The sequence below is a fragment of the Pseudoalteromonas prydzensis genome (assembly GCF_011050055.1).
Taxonomy (GTDB): Bacteria; Pseudomonadota; Gammaproteobacteria; order Enterobacterales; family Alteromonadaceae; genus Pseudoalteromonas; species Pseudoalteromonas prydzensis_A.
Genome location: NZ_DRGM01000145.1, coordinates 1 through 19,106 on the forward strand (window position 1 = coordinate 1; position 19,106 = coordinate 19,106).

General features: G+C 41.8%; 18 protein-coding genes and 1 pseudogene. 6 read left to right on the plus strand and 13 right to left on the minus strand.

Translation table 11 applies throughout. The annotated features are described in order from the left end of the window. Nucleotides 1-86: 86 nt before the first annotated feature. From ENH88_RS13870 to ENH88_RS13900, 7 genes are all read right to left on the minus strand, one after another. A complete protein-coding gene (locus ENH88_RS13870) occupies nucleotides 87-1,004 on the minus strand; it encodes an alpha/beta fold hydrolase (protein ID WP_304182964.1) in 918 nt (305 codons plus the stop codon). A 147-nt stretch (nucleotides 1,005-1,151) separates the two neighbouring features. Further along, nucleotides 1,152-2,075, minus strand: a complete 924-nt coding sequence (locus ENH88_RS13875) for a HEAT repeat domain-containing protein (protein ID WP_304182966.1) — start codon at nucleotides 2,073-2,075, stop codon at nucleotides 1,152-1,154. 148 nt (nucleotides 2,076-2,223) lie between these two features. Continuing rightward, entirely contained in the window at nucleotides 2,224-3,417 is a 1,194-nt protein-coding gene (locus tag ENH88_RS13880) for a dipeptidase (protein ID WP_304182968.1), read from the minus strand. A 59-nt stretch (nucleotides 3,418-3,476) separates the two neighbouring features. Continuing rightward, nucleotides 3,477-3,722: a YheU family protein gene (locus ENH88_RS13885; RefSeq protein WP_192543172.1), complete on the minus strand. Its 246-nt coding sequence runs from the start codon at nucleotides 3,720-3,722 to the stop codon at nucleotides 3,477-3,479. After that, nucleotides 3,719-4,699: a hydrolase gene (locus ENH88_RS13890; protein WP_283709839.1), complete on the minus strand. Its 981-nt coding sequence runs from the start codon at nucleotides 4,697-4,699 to the stop codon at nucleotides 3,719-3,721. Before ENH88_RS13890 ends, ENH88_RS13885 begins: the two co-directional genes overlap by 4 nt. Before the next feature lie 667 nt (nucleotides 4,700-5,366). Beyond that, the gene (locus ENH88_RS13895; protein WP_304182976.1) at nucleotides 5,367-5,780 is read right to left on the minus strand and encodes a TIGR02444 family protein; all 414 of its coding nucleotides are present in this window, start codon (nucleotides 5,778-5,780) and stop codon (nucleotides 5,367-5,369) included. Next, nucleotides 5,767-7,689 carry an ATP-binding cassette domain-containing protein gene (locus tag ENH88_RS13900; RefSeq protein WP_304182979.1) on the minus strand — a complete coding sequence of 641 codons (1,923 nt, stop codon included), beginning with the start codon at nucleotides 7,687-7,689 and terminating at the stop codon, nucleotides 5,767-5,769. Before ENH88_RS13900 ends, ENH88_RS13895 begins: the two co-directional genes overlap by 14 nt. Nucleotides 7,690-7,837: 148 nt before the next feature. Between ENH88_RS13900 and ENH88_RS13905 the strand changes: the two genes are divergently transcribed. After that, entirely contained in the window at nucleotides 7,838-8,041 is a 204-nt protein-coding gene (locus ENH88_RS13905) for a YheV family putative zinc ribbon protein (RefSeq protein WP_029216159.1), read from the plus strand. Between the two features lie 12 nt (nucleotides 8,042-8,053). Here ENH88_RS13905 and ENH88_RS13910 read toward each other — a convergent pair whose 3' ends face one another. Further along, nucleotides 8,054-8,269: a SlyX family protein gene (locus ENH88_RS13910; RefSeq protein ID WP_182719570.1), complete on the minus strand. Its 216-nt coding sequence runs from the start codon at nucleotides 8,267-8,269 to the stop codon at nucleotides 8,054-8,056. Continuing rightward, a complete protein-coding gene (locus tag ENH88_RS13915) occupies nucleotides 8,266-9,255 on the minus strand; it encodes a WD40 repeat domain-containing protein (RefSeq protein WP_304182984.1) in 990 nt (329 codons plus the stop codon). Before ENH88_RS13915 ends, ENH88_RS13910 begins: the two co-directional genes overlap by 4 nt. Nucleotides 9,256-9,456: 201 nt before the next feature. Here ENH88_RS13915 and fkpA point away from each other — a divergent pair, with 201 nt between their 5' ends. Beyond that, nucleotides 9,457-10,209, plus strand: a complete 753-nt coding sequence (gene fkpA, locus ENH88_RS13920) for an FKBP-type peptidyl-prolyl cis-trans isomerase (protein ID WP_304182987.1) — start codon at nucleotides 9,457-9,459, stop codon at nucleotides 10,207-10,209. A 54-nt stretch (nucleotides 10,210-10,263) separates the two neighbouring features. Here the strand turns inward: fkpA and ENH88_RS13925 are convergent. Both ENH88_RS13925 and rsd read right to left on the minus strand, forming a co-directional pair. Next, nucleotides 10,264-10,431, minus strand: a pseudogene (locus tag ENH88_RS13925) (LD-carboxypeptidase); the annotation flags it as partial. A gap of 245 nt (nucleotides 10,432-10,676) precedes the next feature. Beyond that, on the minus strand, nucleotides 10,677-11,144 hold the full coding sequence (rsd, locus tag ENH88_RS13930) for a sigma D regulator (protein ID WP_304182988.1): 468 nt from the start codon (nucleotides 11,142-11,144) through the stop codon (nucleotides 10,677-10,679). 484 nt (nucleotides 11,145-11,628) lie between these two features. Here rsd and hemE point away from each other — a divergent pair, with 484 nt between their 5' ends. Next, nucleotides 11,629-12,693, plus strand: a complete 1,065-nt coding sequence (hemE, locus tag ENH88_RS13935; RefSeq protein WP_304182990.1) for a uroporphyrinogen decarboxylase — start codon at nucleotides 11,629-11,631, stop codon at nucleotides 12,691-12,693. Nucleotides 12,694-12,769: 76 nt separating this feature from the next. Here the strand turns inward: hemE and sthA are convergent, their stop codons facing one another. Both sthA and ENH88_RS13945 read right to left on the minus strand, forming a co-directional pair. After that, on the minus strand, nucleotides 12,770-14,197 hold the full coding sequence (gene sthA, locus ENH88_RS13940) for a Si-specific NAD(P)(+) transhydrogenase (protein WP_304182992.1): 1,428 nt from the start codon (nucleotides 14,195-14,197) through the stop codon (nucleotides 12,770-12,772). Between the two features lie 13 nt (nucleotides 14,198-14,210). Next, nucleotides 14,211-15,344 (minus strand): acyl-CoA desaturase, encoded by a 1,134-nt coding sequence (locus tag ENH88_RS13945; RefSeq protein ID WP_304182994.1) that lies wholly within the window; start codon nucleotides 15,342-15,344, stop codon nucleotides 14,211-14,213. A 126-nt stretch (nucleotides 15,345-15,470) separates the two neighbouring features. Here ENH88_RS13945 and fabR point away from each other — a divergent pair, with 126 nt between their 5' ends. The 3 genes from fabR to leuB all read left to right on the plus strand — a co-directional run bounded on the left by fabR (nucleotide 15,471) and on the right by leuB (nucleotide 19,098). Continuing rightward, nucleotides 15,471-16,088 carry an HTH-type transcriptional repressor FabR gene (fabR, locus tag ENH88_RS13950; protein WP_149980408.1) on the plus strand — a complete coding sequence of 206 codons (618 nt, stop codon included), beginning with the start codon at nucleotides 15,471-15,473 and terminating at the stop codon, nucleotides 16,086-16,088. A gap of 383 nt (nucleotides 16,089-16,471) precedes the next feature. Beyond that, complete coding sequence (gene leuA, locus ENH88_RS13955; RefSeq protein ID WP_145242424.1) at nucleotides 16,472-18,025, plus strand: 2-isopropylmalate synthase; 1,554 nt, start codon at nucleotides 16,472-16,474, stop codon at nucleotides 18,023-18,025. Continuing rightward, entirely contained in the window at nucleotides 18,022-19,098 is a 1,077-nt protein-coding gene (gene leuB, locus ENH88_RS13960; RefSeq protein WP_304182995.1) for a 3-isopropylmalate dehydrogenase, read from the plus strand. The genes leuA and leuB overlap by 4 nt, the downstream gene beginning before the upstream one ends. Nucleotides 19,099-19,106: the final 8 nt, after the last annotated feature.

The following is a 19,106-nucleotide window of genomic DNA, read 5'->3' on the forward strand; positions in this document are numbered from 1 at the left end:
GCTTACCGCTTACCGCTTACCGCTTACCGCTTACCGCTTACCGCTTACCGCTTACCGCTTACCGCTTACCGCTTACCGCTTACCGCTTACCGCTTTTTCTTGGCGCGCTTTTGCTCTGCTTTTTTAACGTGTTTGCTGATCCATTTGGTCATTTTTGCCATTAATGCTGGCGGGAAGTTATGACCCATACCCTTTACGATTTTTAATTTTGCTTTGCGTATCTGCTGTGCGGTTTGCTTTCCTGCGGCCACAGGCATGACGGGGTCTAAACTGCCGTGAATGACTAATGTAGGGGCTTTTATTTTCGGCATTAAATGCTGCCGACAATCACTGGCGGCAATTGCTGCGAGTTGTCGGTTAAAACCTTGCGGGTTGTGTGCTCTATCAACTCCTAGAGTCGCTTGCTTACGTAGCGTTTGTTCATCTTGAGGATAGGCGGGGCTACCAATTAATTGATTGAGTTTTATATTGTAATGAATAGCGCTATCGCGATTTGCTCGTAACGGGCGGTGTTTAGCGAGTCGTAAAAATAACTTTAAGCTAGATGCCGATAACTTAGGTTTAGTGGAGCTCGACATAATTGAGGTTAAGCTCAGCACCTTCTTTTTATGTTGTGCAGCAATAAGCTGAGCAATCATGCCACCCATAGAGGCGCCGACTAGGTGCGCTTTTTTGATTTTTAGCTCAGCCATCAGCTCGATAACATCATTTGCCATATCATCTAAGGTGTATGGTATATGCGATGCAACAGGCAGTCGTTTAGTTAACCATACTTTAAATAGGTTAGGATTACCTAGCTGCTCAAGTTGGCTCGAAAGCCCTGTGTCGCGGTTATCAAATCGGATCACCCGAAAGCCATTATTAACCAAGCCATAATAAAGTTCATCGGGCCATACTGTTAACTGTGCACCGAGCCCCATAATCAAAATAATAACGGGAGCAGCAAGGTCTCCGCTAGCTTGATAGCTAATGCTGATGCCGCTGCGAGTGTTAATAGTGCGCATAGTCGATTACAGATTAAATGCAGCTAATTAATTATGTGAAAGTATAGCCAGAACAATGGGCAGCTTCATGCTTATTAATATGAATTTTTTATATTCAAAGACTAGCTAAGAAATCATGTGTAAACACGGCTCAGCAGCTGTTTGCTTTTAACTGCCGCCTGTTGCGTGGTTTTGCAATTCATCCAACATTTTTTGATTGCCGAATACTTCATCAAGTAACGTTTTGACATCATTATCAGTGGGGTTTTTATATAGGCTTAAAAGATGCTGCGCCACTTGTTGACTGTAACCAGTTTGCTCATTCTGCGCTTGATAGTACTGCATCACTAAACCTTGCACAGCTAAGCGGCGCACATAGTCATTGTTATCAGTTTCTAATAACTGAGTAAACTTTTCGACAACCCGGTAGTCAAGCACTGGTGTCTGTGTGACTGTCTCGATTGCTTGTATTTTAAAATTACCATCGGTGCTATTGATTGCTAAATTAAAGAGACTATCAATAACAGCAAAGTCATATTCAGGCATGCTCTGTTTATTCAAGATATTCATATTTAATTGCAGTTGATTTAAAGCCACTAGGCGCTCTGCATCACTTATATTTGGGTTGAGAATTTGCTCTCTTAACTGAGTTGCCATTTTTTGAGCATATTGTGGATCTGATTTTATACGTAGTTCATAGTCATCAGGTAACTCGGAGTAAAAGGCATGATAAGGGTTACTCGCTCGCATTTTAGCTTGCACTTGTTGTTCTTTTTCATTTAGCACCGCTAATACCAGCTCTTTAAAATCGTCGTTATTGGCTGCCTCTGCAAATGCTGGATTCTGTATTTGCAAATTAGCGAGTTGTAATTCTAAGGCGGTAATCTTTTTATTTAATAGATCAATTGATAGCTCATTATAATCGCTATTTAATGGGATGTTAGTGACCACTATTTCTGAACCATTTTGTTGTAGAGTAGTTTGTTTTGTATGCGGGGTTACTACATGTTTTGCGAAAAAAGTACCGTAACACGATATAGCAATGGCAATTGTGGCAATAACAATTGCTACAGAGCCCTTATTGATAGGCATTAAAAATGTGCTCCAAAGATAAAACGCTAATTTATCTCTTTTCGCTAAAAATTTCTGTTAAAAGATGTAAGAAGGTAGGTACAAAAATGAGTTTTTTGCTGTGGCTTTGTATATAAGCTCCAGTTGCCCAGAGCTTAACATTTATGAGTTAATGCTTTTTCGCATACTGTTCGGCTTGTTGCCACACGCGTAGTACATTGTCACTTAATATTTTTTTGATATCAGTGTCGCTGTAGCCTCTATCCATTAAGCCTTGTACAAGGTTAGGGTAGCTAGATACATCTTTTAAGCCAACTGGTAAAGAATCGCCCACACCATCATAATCAGAGCCAATACCAACGTAATCGATGCCAATTAGCTCAACAACGTGATCTATGTGATCAAGTACTTGCTCAAGGCTGGCAAACGGGAAGGGGTTTTTCTTACGGTACGCAGCATCAAAATCCTTACTTAGTTTAACGCCTTGCTTTTTAGCATCGTCTTTTTTGTTATTGAGTTGGTCGTACCAACTGCGGGAGTTAGATGTAACAAAGCTTGAACCAAAGTTAATTTGAATAACACCGCCATTCTTTTTCAGTGCTAGTAACATGTCATCGTCCATATTACGCTCAAAGCCTGGCGTGTATTTACGTAGCGATGAGTGTGAGGCGATCACCGGCGTTTTAGATAGTTCTATTACTTGATAAAATGCATCATCTGAAATATGTGAAACATCAATCAGCATGCCGATGTTGTTCATCTCAGTAACCAGCTTTTTACCAAATGGGCTAAGCCCTTTCCATTTACGGCGAATATCATACGACGAATCAGCAATATGGTTGCTTTGTGAGTGAGCTAGGGTGATATAGCGCACACCACGGTCAAAAAAGTGTTGTAGGTTTTTCATTTCGCCCTCAATGGGCGAGCCATTTTCCATGCCCATGGCAAGTGACATTTTACCTTGCTTAAATTGCGCTTTAATATCAGCGGTAGAGCTTGCAATAGCAAACTTGTCAGGGGCGCGTTGTGCAATCGCTTCCATGCTATCAATGAGTTGATTGGCTAATTGGTAGCTTTTACCTTTTCCTTCAAACTCTAAATGAGCTGGAATATAAATCGACATAAACGGCGCGTTCAACCCACCTTGTACTGCGCGTGGGTAGTCAAAATCACCGTCATCAGTGGCTTTAGTTACATCAGCCCATTTCGCATGAATACGGTACGGCACATCGATATGAGTATCGATCAAAATAGTTTCTTGGGTGAGTTTGATTGCTTTAGCTGAGGGGGTAATTGTAGCTGCATTTACTTGGCTGCTAAGAGCTAGAGAGATAGCAACAACCATTGAGCTTAGTTTTATCATTTTTAATGGCTCTTTAAGGAAAAAAGCCATTGTCTATTTTTGCAACGCTGGTTACAAGTTTACTCGTTAAATTGCTCTTCACTTTGCAGTGCTTTAAATTCGCTCTTCGAAATAATAGTGACCGATTCGTGTAGTTCAGAGAAAAACACCAGCGCTTCGCCAGTGGTTAATTGCTGCTTTACTTGCGCCACTTTACTTTCAATGCTGAATTCTTGCTCACCGTAATCGGTGCCTTCACGCAAAACATAGCTTTCAATAAGGTTATACAATGTGTCTTTATCGAGTTGTTGGTGTGGAATGATCATAACGGCTCTTTTTTAACGATCTGATTGAAGTACTCAGGCACGATTTGCTCTAACCAGTAAACAGGTTTAAATGGGTTACTACCCGTTATAAAACCAACATGGCCGCCTTTTTCTGAGATACGCAGCGTAACATGCTCACTCACATCTTGCCTACTAGGTACGGCTTTAATCGACAGCATAGGGTCATCTTTAGCGTGAATAATTAAAGTCGGTGTGGCGATGTGTTTTAAATATGCCTTGGCACTGGCTTGCTGGTAATAATCTTCAGCGCCATTAAAGCCATGCAGCGGTGCTGTGAGGTGCTCATCAAACAGCCATAAATCATCAATGGCGAGTAATTGCTCTGGCGTTAAATTAATTTGTTGCTTGATTTGCGGCAGTTTACGGTGCATGGACTTTTTCATCCGATCGAGCAAATACTTCTGATAAATTTTTGCTAAGCTTTTACGTATTACTTGGCATGATGCCGATAAATCATAAGGTGCAGATACAACCGCGGCGCCATTAAGTAAACATTGCTCCCCTTGTTCACCTAAATATTTTGCCAGTACGTTACCACCGAGTGAAAAACCAACTGCCAGCAAAGGTCGATCTGGAAACTGCTGTTTGAGCTGTTTTATAAAAAAATCAAGGTCGCCAGTTTCGCCACTGTGATAAGCACGGGGTAGGCGGTTAGCTTCAGTCGAACAATTACGAAAATGCATTAATACAACGCTAAAACCGCTTTTTTTCAGGGCTTTCATCATGCCTTTGGCATAAAAGCTATTAATGTTGCCCTCAAGGCCGTGCAGCACAATAGCCAGTGGCGTGTGGTCATTTTTTGGTAGCGACCAAGCAAGCTCTAAAAAATCACCGTCTGGGGTATCAAGCTGTTCTAATTGGTAACGTGTATTATGAAAAGGGCGAAAAAAACGCGGCATAATTGTTTGCACATGACGATTACTCATCCACCACGCAGGCTTGAAATTTGTAAGCATAATTTAAAACATGTTTAGCTATTTGAATTGCTAGTGTAACAAATTTTAATAAAAAGCCCCTAATCAAACAAGTTGATAAGGGGCTTTGCGCGTCGTGCTTAATTCTGATTAGGTGTTTTGTCGTCATGTACTTTCTTGATAAAAAAGTACACAAAGAAAAGGCATAAACTGATCACAACTCCCAGAAAACCAAATGATAAAAATAGTACTGGGTCACTAAAAAAGTCTCTGAAGAATACGTCCATAAATGCCTCCTAATGGCTATGGGTTAATCATAGGCTGGCTTGGCAGAGCTTGATATGATCCAGATCAAGCTATTTTCCTAAGTTGATTAGCAGTGATACAGAAGTTGATTTGGATCAAGTCAGTTAGCTAGGCGAAAGCTAGCGAGATAATGAGCTTGTGAGGGAGAGTTAGCGAGAGGAAAGTTACAAGGTAATGAATTGCTGTAGGTCGTCATTTATGACGACAATTTTTGCTGTAAGTCATTTAAAGGTCTTTTTGCACAAAGAGAAGAGCATGAGAAGTAAATGAGGGTGAATTTAAAGTTTATTCACAGCTAAAGCTGGCTCCTACAAGATTTGGTTACCCGTAGGAAATGGCTTTAGCCATGAATTATTTTTGTTATTAGGATTGTCGCGCTAAAGCACGACCTACATGAGAGCTTTTACAAATATAACGATGTGTTATTTGGCGTGCTGCAAGGTGTTAGAGCAAAGCTATTAATTGTGGTTATTAACATCCCTTGCTGTTGCTTTTCTAGCTTTAACTCGGCGATGAGTAGGTCTTTACGAATTGCAGCATAATCTGCAATCTCGGTTTGATTCGCTTTTAAATAGCCGCGGGCGGCACGCAGGGGTTGTAATACGTGTTGATCAAGTTCACTAATGGATTGTGCAAGTTTGTTTAGCTGTGCTTGACTAATTGCTAGATTGAGGGAATCTAAATAATACAGTAGCAGGCACAGGTTAACGTTTTTACCTTGCTGGTTTTGATAATCTAACAGGCGCGCTTGCATATCACCTTCACTATAAAGCTGACATGCAAACTGCCAAAAGTCATCGCTATTAAGCAAGTTCATCGGCAAACGCTTGTTCTTTTTCTTCCATCTCTTCAAGAGCCATCAGTAGCTCCTCTTCGATGTCATTTACTTTTGGCGTTAATGTCGCTTGTTTTGCGAGTAACTCTTTGAGTTTTGATTTGTTGTCATCGTTATAAAGCTCGTTATCGCCAAGTGCCTGTTCGATTTCAGCTAATTCCGCTGAGTGTTTATCGAGTTGCTTTTCGAGCTTTTCAATCTGTTTTTTAAGTGGTTGCACGGCTTTTCTAAATTCGGCCTCTAGGCGTTTTTGCTCTTTGCGATTGACTTGCGAATTAGCTTTTGGCTCATCGTCAGCTTGAGTGGCTTTTGCCGCTTCTTTATTAGCATTAAGTAGCCATTGATAGTATTCGTCTAAGTCGTAGCCAAACTGGGTTACTTCACCGTTATCCACTAAGTAATATTCGTCGGCGGTATTTTTTAGCATGTGACGGTCATGGGATACAGTTACCATCGCGCCTTCAAAGCCTTGTAATGCCATAACCAGTGCATGACGCATTTCTAAATCAAGGTGGTTGGTTGGCTCATCCAGTAGCAGTAAGTTAGGTTTTTGATAAACCAACATCGCTAACACTAGGCGGGCTTTTTCACCACCAGAAAACGGTGCAACTGGCTCAAGGGCTTTATCGCCAATAAAGGCAAAACCACCTAAAAAGTCGCGCAGTGATTGCTCGCTCGCTTTTGGGTTTAAACGCTGTAAATGAGTAACTGCGCTGGCTTTTAAATCGAGTGATTCCAATTGATGCTGGGCAAAGTAACCAATATTTAAACCCTGATGCTGAAACACTTCACCGGCTTGCGGTTGTAACTCGCCTGATAGCAATTTGATTAACGTAGATTTACCCGCGCCATTACGACCAAGTAGGGCGATACGACTACCAGGCACTAAGTTAAGTTTTATACTGTGTAATATTGTCGTGTCGCCATAACCTGCTTGCGCTTTATCGAGCGTCATCAAAGGGTTTGGCAGTGCGATTGGCTCGGCAAATTCAAAGTCAAACGGTGAGTCTGCGTGAGCGGGGGCGAGTTTTTCCATACGTTCAAGGGCTTTAACACGGCTTTGTGCTTGCTTAGCTTTACTGGCTTTGGCTTTAAAACGGGTAATAAACTGCTCAAGGTGGGCAATTTGTTCTTGTTGTTTTTCAAACATAGCTTGGTGCTGTAATAAACGCTCTGCTTTTTGGCGTTCAAACTGCGAGTAATTACCTTTGTAGACATTGATCAGCTGCTTATCAATATGCCAAATTTGATCAACTACCGCGTCTAAAAACTCGCGGTCATGCGATATTAATACCAGTGTACCTGTGTAGGCGCGTAAAAAGCGTTCTAGCCAATACACGGCATCTAAATCTAAATGGTTGGTTGGCTCATCCAGTAATAATAAATCTGCATCGCGAATAAGTGCTTGCGCAAGGTTTAAACGCATGCGCCAGCCACCGGAAAAATCACTCACTGGGTTTTCGATTTGGTTATTGGCAAACCCTAAACCATGCAGCAGTTCACCGGCTTTGGCTTCTATGCTATAGCCTTTAATGTGCTCAAGTTGTATGTGCACTTTGGCTTGGGTATCGCCATCGTTATGTTGTTCTGCTTCGCGCAGCGCAATACGCATGGCGTAATACTCTGGATGACCTTGTAATACATAATCAATGGCGCTGATCTCAAGCGCAGGGGTTTCTTGTTTTACCGAGGCAATCGACCAATCTTTAGGAATACTGCAATTACCAGCATCAAGCTGTAGCTCTGATTTTAATAAGCTAAATAGCGTTGACTTACCGCAACCATTTGCACCAACGAGGCCAACTTTGTGCTCTGGAAATAAGGTTGCCGATGCGTCTTTAAGCAGTGCTTTACCGCCACGGAGTAATTCAATTTCTGAGATTTGGATCATGTATTATGCGCTTTACTGTGCCTGTGTGAACTTGACGCTATCATAGCACGGAAGCTGGGCTATATTTCAATTGCTAGCGTATCAACTGAGCAGTTATTGGGTTAAAATGCGGCGAGTTTCTTTTCTAATCTAACTGTGAGAAAGCGTAGTGAAGCAGAAAAAACGATTTATTGCTGGGGCAACCTGTCCAGAGTGTAAAACCATGGATATGATGATGCTTTATAAAGAGCATGATGTAGAAAAAGTTGAGTGCATGCAGTGCGGCCATAAAATGGCACAGCCAGAGCAGGCAGTGCAAGCATCAACACGCCAATTTGAACAAGTCATTGGCGTGTTTAAACCGGGCGATTAAGCGACGCTGCAATCAATAGTGTGGCGGCGGTGGCTCTGGCGTATCTGACATCATCATCGACGATGCTTGCGACTCTTTAATTTTTTCAGCCAGTAGCTCTGTTTGGCGTTTCATTTTTGCTAATAGCTGCTGGTGAACTTTGATTTCGTCATTTAAAATTTCAATCGTTTCATCTTGAAAGGCCACTTTGGCTTCAAGTTCTGTTAAGCGATGTTCAATTGTGTTCATTTTTTTTCTCGTCTAGTAAAGCGCTCAGCGATCCCACTGGAGCTTTCGGTTAACAACCCTGTATCGTTGTCAGTAAAAGCGACATCAAGCACCACCGCCGATTTTGGTTTGCTGCCTTCGCGCGGGGTGACACGCCAACTTTGAATTTGTTCACCTGTAGCTAATTGCCATAAATCAACTAAGCGGTTAGGTGAGCCTGTTGCCAGCAATGTGCCTGCGTCATTAAAGCGTACCGCAGTGAAAATTCTCTGGCGGGCAATATACTGCAGTTTACTAACAAGATCACCTGTTGTCAGCTGCCATACATGTGCTTGTGCCATACTGTCTGCGGTAAATGCATAGCGACCTTGTGGATCAAGTGCCACTTGAGTCACTCTGGTGGGGTGATTAAAGCGATGGATCACTTGCCCTGTACGAGTGTCCCAAAAGTAGGCGGCATAATCGTTAGAGCCACTGAGGGCAAAGTGCCCATTAGGGGATAAATCGACCACGTTAATTTTTTCTTGGTGACCAAGGAACTCTATGCGCCTACCGGTTTCTAACTCGAGGTAAACAACCACGCCATCGCTGCGGCCATACAAAACGCTGCGACCTTGGTTGCTAATAGCGATATCTCGAATGGTGGCGGTTTTGATTTTGTAATAGCCGGTATTTTTACCGCTAGCAATATCCCAAACTGCAAAAGTGGTTTTTTCTGCGGTGACAGCATGGCTATTGTCATACGCAATGGCGACAGTGTGGACTAAGCTATCTTGAGCTCGCTGCTGAAACCATTGGTATTTTAGTACTTGCTGTTGATTATCCCACAGGGCGACCCCATGGTGTATGGATGAGATCAGGCTGTATTTGCCATCATGGGATACCGCTGAGGCAAACGCACCTCTAGCTGCATGCTCATAGCTTGCAGTCGCTTGGTCTTTTTGTTCTGAGCAGGCAATTAGTAAGGTGCAGCACAGAAGATACAAAAAAGTACGAAATATCGACATATTACAGGTATTTCCCCTTAACTCTTAGTGATTGAGAGGTTAGACTAGGGCACGTTAGACGCCAAGGTTGTTTATCTAATAACTTGAAAGTGAGCGGTAGCTTACAATCAGAAATTAGATAAGTAGCCTATCACGGGCCGTTAATCATTAACTAGTAATAATACAATAAATGACATCTGCAAAGTGTGTCGGAGATTTAAAATGAAAAAGACGATTAAATTGTCATTGATTGCAGCGTCAGTTTTTGCGCTAACAGCTTGTAATCAAGAAGCAAAACAAGAACAAGCACCTGTAACGCTGGATACTGAAGCACAACAACAAGCATACGGTATTGGTGCATCTGTTGGTAACTTTTTAAATAAAGATTTAGCTGACAAAAAAGAGCTAGGTATTGAGCTTGACCAAGCACTATTAATTCGTGGTTTTGAAGATGCCCTTGCTGGTGATGCAAAAATTGACGAAGAAAAAATTCGTGAAGTATTAACTGCATTAGATACATCAGTGCGTACTAAACAAGAAGCACACGCTAAAGTTGAAGCTGAAAAGAGCCAAGCTGCAGGTGTTAAATACTTAGCAGATAACGCTAACAAAGAAGGCGTTACAGTAACTGAATCTGGCCTACAGTATGAAGTGATCACCCAAGGTGATGGCGAAAAACCAGTCGCTACCGATGTAGTAAAAGTACATTACAAAGGTACTTTATTGGACGGCACTGAATTTGACAGCTCTTATTCACGTAACGAGCCAACAACTTTCCCACTTAACCGCGTAATCGCTGGTTGGACTGAAGGTTTACAACTTATGCCTGTTGGCTCTAAGTACAAGTTCACTATTCCTGCTGAGCTTGCTTACGGCGACCGTGACTTAGGTAAAATTCCAGCTAACTCAACGCTTGTTTTTGAAGTAGAACTACTTGAAATTCAAGACGAAGAGAAGTCAGCTGCTGCAGAGTAATTAGTTATTCTGTATTGAAAAGGGGCTAATTAGCCCCTTTTTTGTTGCTAAATTTTAGCTGAAGGCGGCTTCTTTTATAATCAGTGTACCGGCATCAGCATTAAGCTCAATTTGGATGCTGATCGGCAAAATAAATGGTCGTTTGAGATGACCAATCATCACGCTTCGGTAGGCAGGAATAGTCTGCGGTTTAATGTAATCTGCAAAAATTTCAGCAAGTGTTAATGAGCCATAGCCATTTCCTGGACTGCAATCGTTACAGTCACCAAAAACAACCCCTCCAGTGCACCCATTAGTTTTAAAGTGCTAAGCATGCGGTCAATCCGACAAGGCTATCATTACATTATCGAAATATAAGTTTCATTTTTTTTGGTTTGGCTAGGAATATTTAATTTATTTTTGAATCAACAGCAGTGAAAAAGTAAACAAGGAGCAGGGCTCCTTGCTATATCATCAATGTGGCTTATCTAGGTATGATTAGAATACAAATTATCGATTAATTCATCTTCTAGCTCAAAGCGCAGCTCAAGTGCTTCGCCAAGTTTTGATAAGTCATCATCAAAATCATTGAGTAAATCTTCTTTGTCCACTTCTGCATATTTATCATTAAAATCAAGTGCAGTATCGGTAGTTTCTGAAATTCGTGGATAAAGTTCACTTGCTAGCTGTTGGCTGTGAGGGCCTTTTTGCTCACATGCTTTGGCAATGTCGTCATACACTTCAAAGTGCCCAGCAGATAAGTAGTCCATCAAAATTTGGCAAAAATTTTGGATCTGTAATTGATCTGGTAAAGCGTGGTCTTTTTTATCATACGGTGAAAAGCCAGCAATACGACAATATAAGACTAACAGTTCTTGACGTTCTGTCAGCCATTTGTCGATAACGGTGTGGCTACCACCCCATTTTTGTTGAGCTTTTTCCAAACGCGTCAGCATTATCATTCTCCTTAGCTGGGTTGGTTTCCTCTATAACAATGAAATATGCAGTAAAGATCAACACATTTTTTAAATAATTTAGTAATAAAAGATTAATGTATTGATATATAGCTAGTTATGATTACTACAAGGCAATTGTTTTAGGCAAGAAAAAACCACCATAAATGGTGGTTTAATTTCTTTTCCATGACCTGTTTAAACAAGCTTTCTTATTGTTATGGGAAGATTTTTATTTTTGTTGTTATATAATTTTTTATTGTTTTTATTGTTAACGCGGGACAAGTTATACCAAGCTTTTTACAATGTTGCAAACATATTAATGAAAAAATTCAAATGTTACTGTTTGTTGCTTGGTTTTTAAGCGAAAAATAAAACTCATGATCTATATCTATCCAAGCGCGTTTTGCTGTTATTGCGATAGAGCGCTGTGCGATATGGTGATACAATCTGCGCAATTTCATAACAGCTTTAGGATCTCTTACGCATGAGCGAATTAAAAAACGACCGTTATTTACGTGCATTACAAAAACAACCTGTTGATGTAACTCCGGTATGGATGATGCGCCAAGCAGGGCGCTATTTACCAGAATACCGTGCAACACGTGCACAAGCGGGCGATTTTATGAGCCTGTGTAAAAATGCTGAGCTAGCGTGCGAAGTGACACTACAGCCACTGCGTCGTTATCCATTAGACGCTGCTATTTTATTTAGTGACATTTTAACCATCCCTGATGCGATGGGCTTAGGCTTGTACTTTGAAACGGGTGAGGGTCCTAAATTTGAACGGCCAATCTCATCGTTAGCCGATGTGAAAAAGATTCCAAAGCTTGATCCAACAGACGAGCTTGGCTATGTAATGAATGCTGTGAGCACTATACGCCGTGAGCTGAAAGGTGAAGTGCCGCTAATTGGTTTTTCGGGCTCTCCGTGGACACTCGCTACTTACATGGTTGAAGGTGGTAGCAGCAAGGTATTTGGTAAAATAAAAAAAATGGCATTTGCAGAGCCGCAAACATTGCATTTATTGCTCGATAAATTAGCTGATTCAGTGATCGACTACTTAAATGCCCAAATTAAAGCCGGTGCGCAGTCTCTGATGATATTTGACTCTTGGGGTGGTGTATTAAGCCCGCGTGATTACAACGAGTTTTCATTGCAATACATGCACAAGATTGTAGATGGCTTAATTCGTGAATACGATGGCCGTAAAGTGCCTGTAACACTGTTTACTAAAAATGGCGGTCAATGGATAGAAGCGATTGCAGCAACAGGCTGTGATGCAGTAGGCCTCGATTGGACCATTAATATTGGCGATGCTAAACGTCGTGTTGGTGATAAAGTGGCACTGCAAGGCAATATGGATCCGTCAATGCTACATGGCACACCTGATCGTATTCGCCAAGAGGTCGCAACAATTTTAGAAGATTTCGGCACTGGTAATGGCCATGTATTTAACTTAGGCCATGGTATTACGCCAGATGTAGACCCTGAAAACGCAGGCGTATTTATCAACGCAGTGCATGAGTTAAGTGCGAAATATCATAAGTAATTAATTTGCTTTATACATGAACATTAAAAAAGCCCGCTTAATGTAAGCGGGCTTTTTGCGACTTGCTATTTACTTGTTACTTAAACAAGCGATTTAAACCATTTAACGCCGCAACACGGTAGGCCTCAGCCATGGTTGGGTAGTTAAAGGTGGTATTTACAAAGTAATCAATATTATTGCCGCCATTTTTTTGTTCCATAATGGCTTGGCCAATGTGCACGATTTCCGAGGCACGCTCACCAAAGCAATGTACACCCAGTACTTCCTTGGTTTCAGTGTGGAATAATATTTTTAAACTACCGACTTCGGTACCGGCAATCTGTGCTCGCGCTAAATGTTTAAATTGAGCTCTGCCGACTTCATAAGGGATTTTAGCCGCAGTAAGTTGTTGTTCGGTTTTACCCACAGAGCTCATTTCAGGAATGGTATAAATACCCGCTGGAATATCAATAATTAGCTTTTCATCGCAGTTACCAGATGCAATCGCATCGGCGGCAATACGGCCTTGGTCAAATGCTGCGCTGGCAAGGCTTGGGTAGCCAATGACATCACCGACGGCATAAATGTTATCGACCTCAGTTTGGTAAGTTTCATTAACTTTTAACTGCCCGCGGCCATCGGCTTTTAAATCAACCGCTGCAAGGTTAAGTCCGTCAGTGTTGCCGGTGCGACCATTGGCAAATAAAATACAGTCAGCTTTTACGCGCTTACCCGATTTTAAATGCATGACCACACAATCATCACGGGTTTCAATGCGGTCAAATTCTTCGTTATGACGAATTACAATACCGCTATTCCAAAAGTGATAGCTTAACGCATCTGAGATTTCAGCATCCATAAAAGCTAATAAGCGGTCGCGAGTATTTACTAAATCTACCTTTGCGCCTAAACCCTTAAAGATCGAAGCGTATTCACAGCCAATTACACCTGCACCATAAATTAAAACGCGATGAGGGTCATGCTCTAGCCCTAAAATAGTATCGCTGTCGTAAATGCGTGAATGGGTAAAGTCGACTTCAGGTGGACGATAAGGGCGAGAACCAGTAGCAATAACAATGGTTTTAGCAGTTAGTCGTTCGGTTGAACCATCAAGACGTTTAATTTCAATCGTGTGCTTATCAACAAAGCTGGCATCACCTTGAAACATATGAATGCGGTTACGGTCGTAAAAGCTACTGCGTAAATTTGATTGCTTAGAAATAACCGAGCTGGCGTGGCGCAAAATATCAGGAAACGTTAACCGACTAGGGCGCTCACCGACATTAAACAATGGGTTTGCTTTGTATTCTATATAGCGGCTAACAGAGTGACGTAGTGCTTTTGAAGGGATAGTACCCCAATGTACGCAACCACCACCAACGGCAGCTTGGCGTTCGATAACGGCCACTTTTTTGTTACTTTTAGACAGGTTCATGGCGGTACCTTCACCGCCAGGACCTGTGCCTATAATAATTGCATCATACTGAAATGATGGTTGTTCTTGCTTTACTTGTTGTTTGGCCACAGCCACTCCTACATTAACTAAAAGAGGCTTTTAATAACCTCGCATTGAGTGCAAGCCACGCCTGTTTTTGGTTTTCCCAGGCCGCTTCCAACTCATGATATTGTGTCATTAAAGCTGATTTTTCGCATTGTTGCAGCATGTTATTCTTTTTAACTTCTAATACTTGCTTTTTTAGTGCGCAATAGTGCTGTAGCTTTTTCAGCAATAAATCGTACTCTTGCTGCAATAATGTAAGCTTATCTTGCGCTAAAGGCAATTTAGCTAAACGGTTTTGCGTTCTATTCATTAACGTTTCGGCTTTAGCTTTTTCGATGCGTTCAACCGGCGTACGTTTTAATTTTTTAGCAAGACCAACAGCCGCAAAAGCGCGGATCATCCATTTTGTTGGATCATAATGAAACCATTTTATGCCATTGCGATAGTCACTGGCAAAAATATGGTGAAAGTTATGGTAACCCTCGCCATAAGTAAATAAGGCTAGAACCCCGTTATCACGGGCAGTATTTTTTTCAGTATAAGGACGAGATCCCCAGATATGTGCCACAGAATTGATAAAGAAGGTGAAATGCTGACTCAATACCAAACGTAATAATCCGGCTAATAACAGCATAGCCAATACATCACCAATCATTAAGCCAAGTACAAGTGGAATACCAATATTAGTTGCTAATACTAATTTCATATAATGGCGGTGTTGCCACATCACTATTTTATTGCGTTGTAAATCACGGCAATTAGAGTAATCACTATAGCTGTCGCCTTGGTAATCACGCAGCATCCAGCCGATATGGCTATACCAAAAGCCATTGGTTGCTGCGTAAGGGTCTTTTACTGGATCATCAACTTGACCATGATGAACACGGTGATCGCTACTCCAATGCAGCGCACTATTTTGCAGCGCAAAGGCACCGCCTAACGCGAAAATAAACTCAACCACTGGGTGAGCATCATAGGTTTTATGTGCCCAAAGACGATGATAGCCTGCGGTAATCGACATACCGGCATAAAACATACAAGCAATGAATGCTAGCCAATGGCTGCTGGTAAAGCCATGGGTAAATCCATACCAAGGCACTAATGTGGCTGCTGCCAAAAAGGTAATGCTAAAAAATAGGACGTTGGTCCAAATAATTGGTGGTTTTTTCATCTTTAAAAATCTGAGCGTACACTTGTAAGCTAAAATAATATTTCATTCTCTTGCCGTCAAGTATTAGACTGGAGAATTAAGATAAAAATCACCATAAATTGATTTAAATTAAATCAGGAGTAGTTCATGTCGGGTGTTCGCGCGCAACAGAAACAAAAAACACGACAAGCTTTAATTGAAGCGGCATTTAACCAATTGAGCGCCGATCATAGTTTTTCTAATTTAAGTTTACGTGAAGTTGCCCGTGAAGCAGGTATAGCACCAACCTCATTTTACCGCCACTTTAAAGACATGAATGAACTCGGTTTAACTATGGTTGACGAAGCTGGCTTAACGCTGCGTCAACTGATGCGTCAAGCACGTCGCCGTATAGCTAGTGGTGGCAGTATCATTACCACCTCGATTGTTACTTTTATGGAGTTTATTGATAACTCCAGTAATCAATTTAGATTATTACTGCGTGAACGTTCCGGTACCTCTAAAGCATTTCGTGCTGCTGTGGCCCGTGAAATTAAACACTTTATTTTAGAGCTTGCCCATTATCTTGAAAGCGAAACCCCGTGTGATGCCACTCATGCGTATATTCAAGCAGAGGCTATGGTGACTTTAGTATTTAATGCTGGTGCCGAGGCGCTTGATATTGAAGGCCAACAACGAGAAGAATTAGTCGAACGTTTAATTTGGCAATTGCGCTATATAACCCGTGGCGCTAGCAATTATGTGCGTGATGGTAATAAAGAGTAAAAAATAGCAAAGAGTTAATCTAGGCGAAGGCTGTGAGGTAGCTAGTTTAATAAACTTAAATCACTAAGTTTTTGTATTAATTTATGCTTTAAATTTGAATTTTTGGATTTTTATTTCTTTTTGAGGGGTTTTTAATTCGCTTTAAAGAAAATATTATGCTTGCATGCACAGTTTTGAAGTGTTAAAAATAGGCCTCACTGAACACACACATTTAGTAAAGACGATGCAAAATACTCATTTAATTACATTAAAACTAAACCTCTTACTGCTAGTGCACGTGAGCGGGGATTAGTGTATTTGCATTAAGTAAACACAAAAAACCCCGCATATTGCGGGGTTTTTTTTATCTCGCATCCAGGGCAGCAGAGAATTAAGGGCAGATTATGCAAGAACAAGATAAAGTATGGATTTTCGACACCACCTTACGTGATGGTGAGCAAGCGCTTAAAGCGAGCCTAACTGAAGAAGATAAAATCCAGCTGGCGCATACTATTAGCCGCCTAAATGTGGATGTGATGGAAGTTGGTTTTCCGGTTTCGAGCCCTGCCGATTTTCGTTCAGTTCAACGTATTGCCACAGAGGTGAAAGGCCCAATTATTTGTGGTTTAGCGCGTGCTGTTGCTAAAGATATTGAAGCCTGTGGCGAAGCACTTCGCACAGCACAGCAAAGTCGAATTCATACTTTTATTGCTACTAGCCCGTTGCATTTAGAACACAAACTGCGCATGAGCTTAGATGACGCGACAGCAATGGCGGTTAAATCAATCAAGCTTGCCCGTAATTATACTGATGATGTGGAATTTTCATGCGAAGACGCAGGCCGTACACCGCATTGGGATTTATGCAAAATTGTTGAGCAGGCGATTAACGCCGGTGCATCAACCATCAATTTACCGGATACAGTTGGTTTTGTAACGCCAGACGAATACGCGGCGATGATCCGCCATTTAATGAATAACGTGCCAAATATTGATAAAGCGCGGTTAAGTGTACATTGCCATAATGATTTAGGTTTGGCAGTTGCCAATTCTGTTGCAGCGGTGCAAGCCGGTGCACGACAAATCGAATGTACGATTAATGGGATTGGTGAGCGTGCGGGTAACTGCTCGCTTGAAGAAGTGGCGATGATCATGAAGATGCGCCAAGACCACTTAAAAGTGTATACCGATATTCGCAGTGAAGAAATCTATCGCGCCTCACGCCAAGTAGCAAAAATTTGTAATATGCCTGTGCAACCTAACAAAGCGATTGTTGGCGAGAATGCGTTTGCCCATAGTTCAGGTATTCATCAAGACGGCGTATTAAAAGCACAAAATACCTATGAAATTATGTCACCAGAAAGCGTCGGCGTACCAAATAATCAATTAAATATGACTTCACGTTCGGGTCGTCATGTTATTGAGCACCGCCTTGAAGAATTAGGCTATCAAAAATCTGATTACGATATGGATAGCCTATATGAAAGCTTCTTAACCCTTGCAGATCAAAAAGGTACAGTGTACGACTACGATCTAGAAGCGATGATCTACTTTAATCAGATCAGTGATAAAGACGACAAATACCAATTAGAGTTTGTTAACTCAACCTCTAACTCGCAATCAGTGGCAAGCTCTACAATTGGTATGACGATTAATGGTGAGTCTAAACAAGAAGCGGCTACTGGTAATGGCCCTGTAGAAGCGTCATTCTTAGCGATTGAGCGTTTAACGGGTATGGCTGTTGAAATGATTGAATTTAATCTAGAAGCCACCGGAGAAGGTGCCAGCTCACTAGGTGAAGTAAATATAATAGCTAAATACGATGGTCGCCCTTATCACGGCGCGGGCATTGCCGCGGATGTGGTTGAAGCGTCAGTACGCGCTATGATCCGCGTTTATAACTTAATTTATCGCGCACAAAAAGTGTCTGATTTAAAACAACAAAGGAAAGCAGGATGAGTCAATCAAATTATAGCGTTGCAGTATTAGCAGGCGACGGTATCGGCCCAGAAGTAATGGCAGCAGCAGAGCAAGTATTGGATGCTGTGAGCAGTAAATTTGGTTTTACTTTAACTCGTCATCATCATGCTATTGGTGGCGCTGCGATTGATCAATTTGGTAAAGCGTTACCCGATCCAACTCTTGCAGCCTGTGAAAGTGCTGATGCTATTTTGTTTGGTTCAGTGGGTGGCCCTAAGTGGGAAAACCTACCGCCAAACGAACAACCAGAACGTGCATCACTTTTACCACTGCGCAAACACTTTGGTTTGTTTTGTAACTTACGCCCAGCGCAACTATTACCAGCACTGAGCGCTGCATCGCCACTGCGCGCTGATATCAGCGCACAAGGTTTTGATATTTTATGTGTGCGTGAATTAACCGGCGGCATTTACTTTGGTGACAAAGGCCGCAGTGGTGAAGGGGCTGATGAAGCCGCTTTCGACACGCAAACCTATTCACGTAAAGAAATTGAACGTATTGCGCGTTTTGCTTTTGAAGCAGCAAAGTTACGTAATAACCATGTTACCTCGGTTGATAAAGCTAACGTATTGGCATCAAGCGTATTATGGCGTGAAGTGGTTACAGAGGTAAGCAAAGACTTTCCAGAAGTAAGCCTTGATTATATTTATGTTGATAATGCGGCGATGCAGTTAGTTAAACAGCCTAGTCAGTTTGATGTATTGCTGTGCGATAACCTATTTGGTGATATTTTATCTGACGAATGCGCGATGATCACTGGATCTATGGGCTTATTACCATCGGCAAGCTTAAACCAATCTGGCTTTGGTTTGTACGAACCTGCGGGTGGCTCCGCGCCAGATATCGCAGGGAAAGGGATTGCTAATCCAATCGCGCAAATTTTAAGTGCCGCGTTAATGCTACGTTATTCACTAGGTCAAGATGAAGCGGCGCGCAGCATAGAAAAAGCAGTCGCCGAAGCGGTCGAAGCAGGTGTTGGTACACCAGATATTTACCCAAATGCGGGTTATACCACCCTAGATGTTGCCGCTGCGATTGTCGCTAGAATATAAAACGGCAC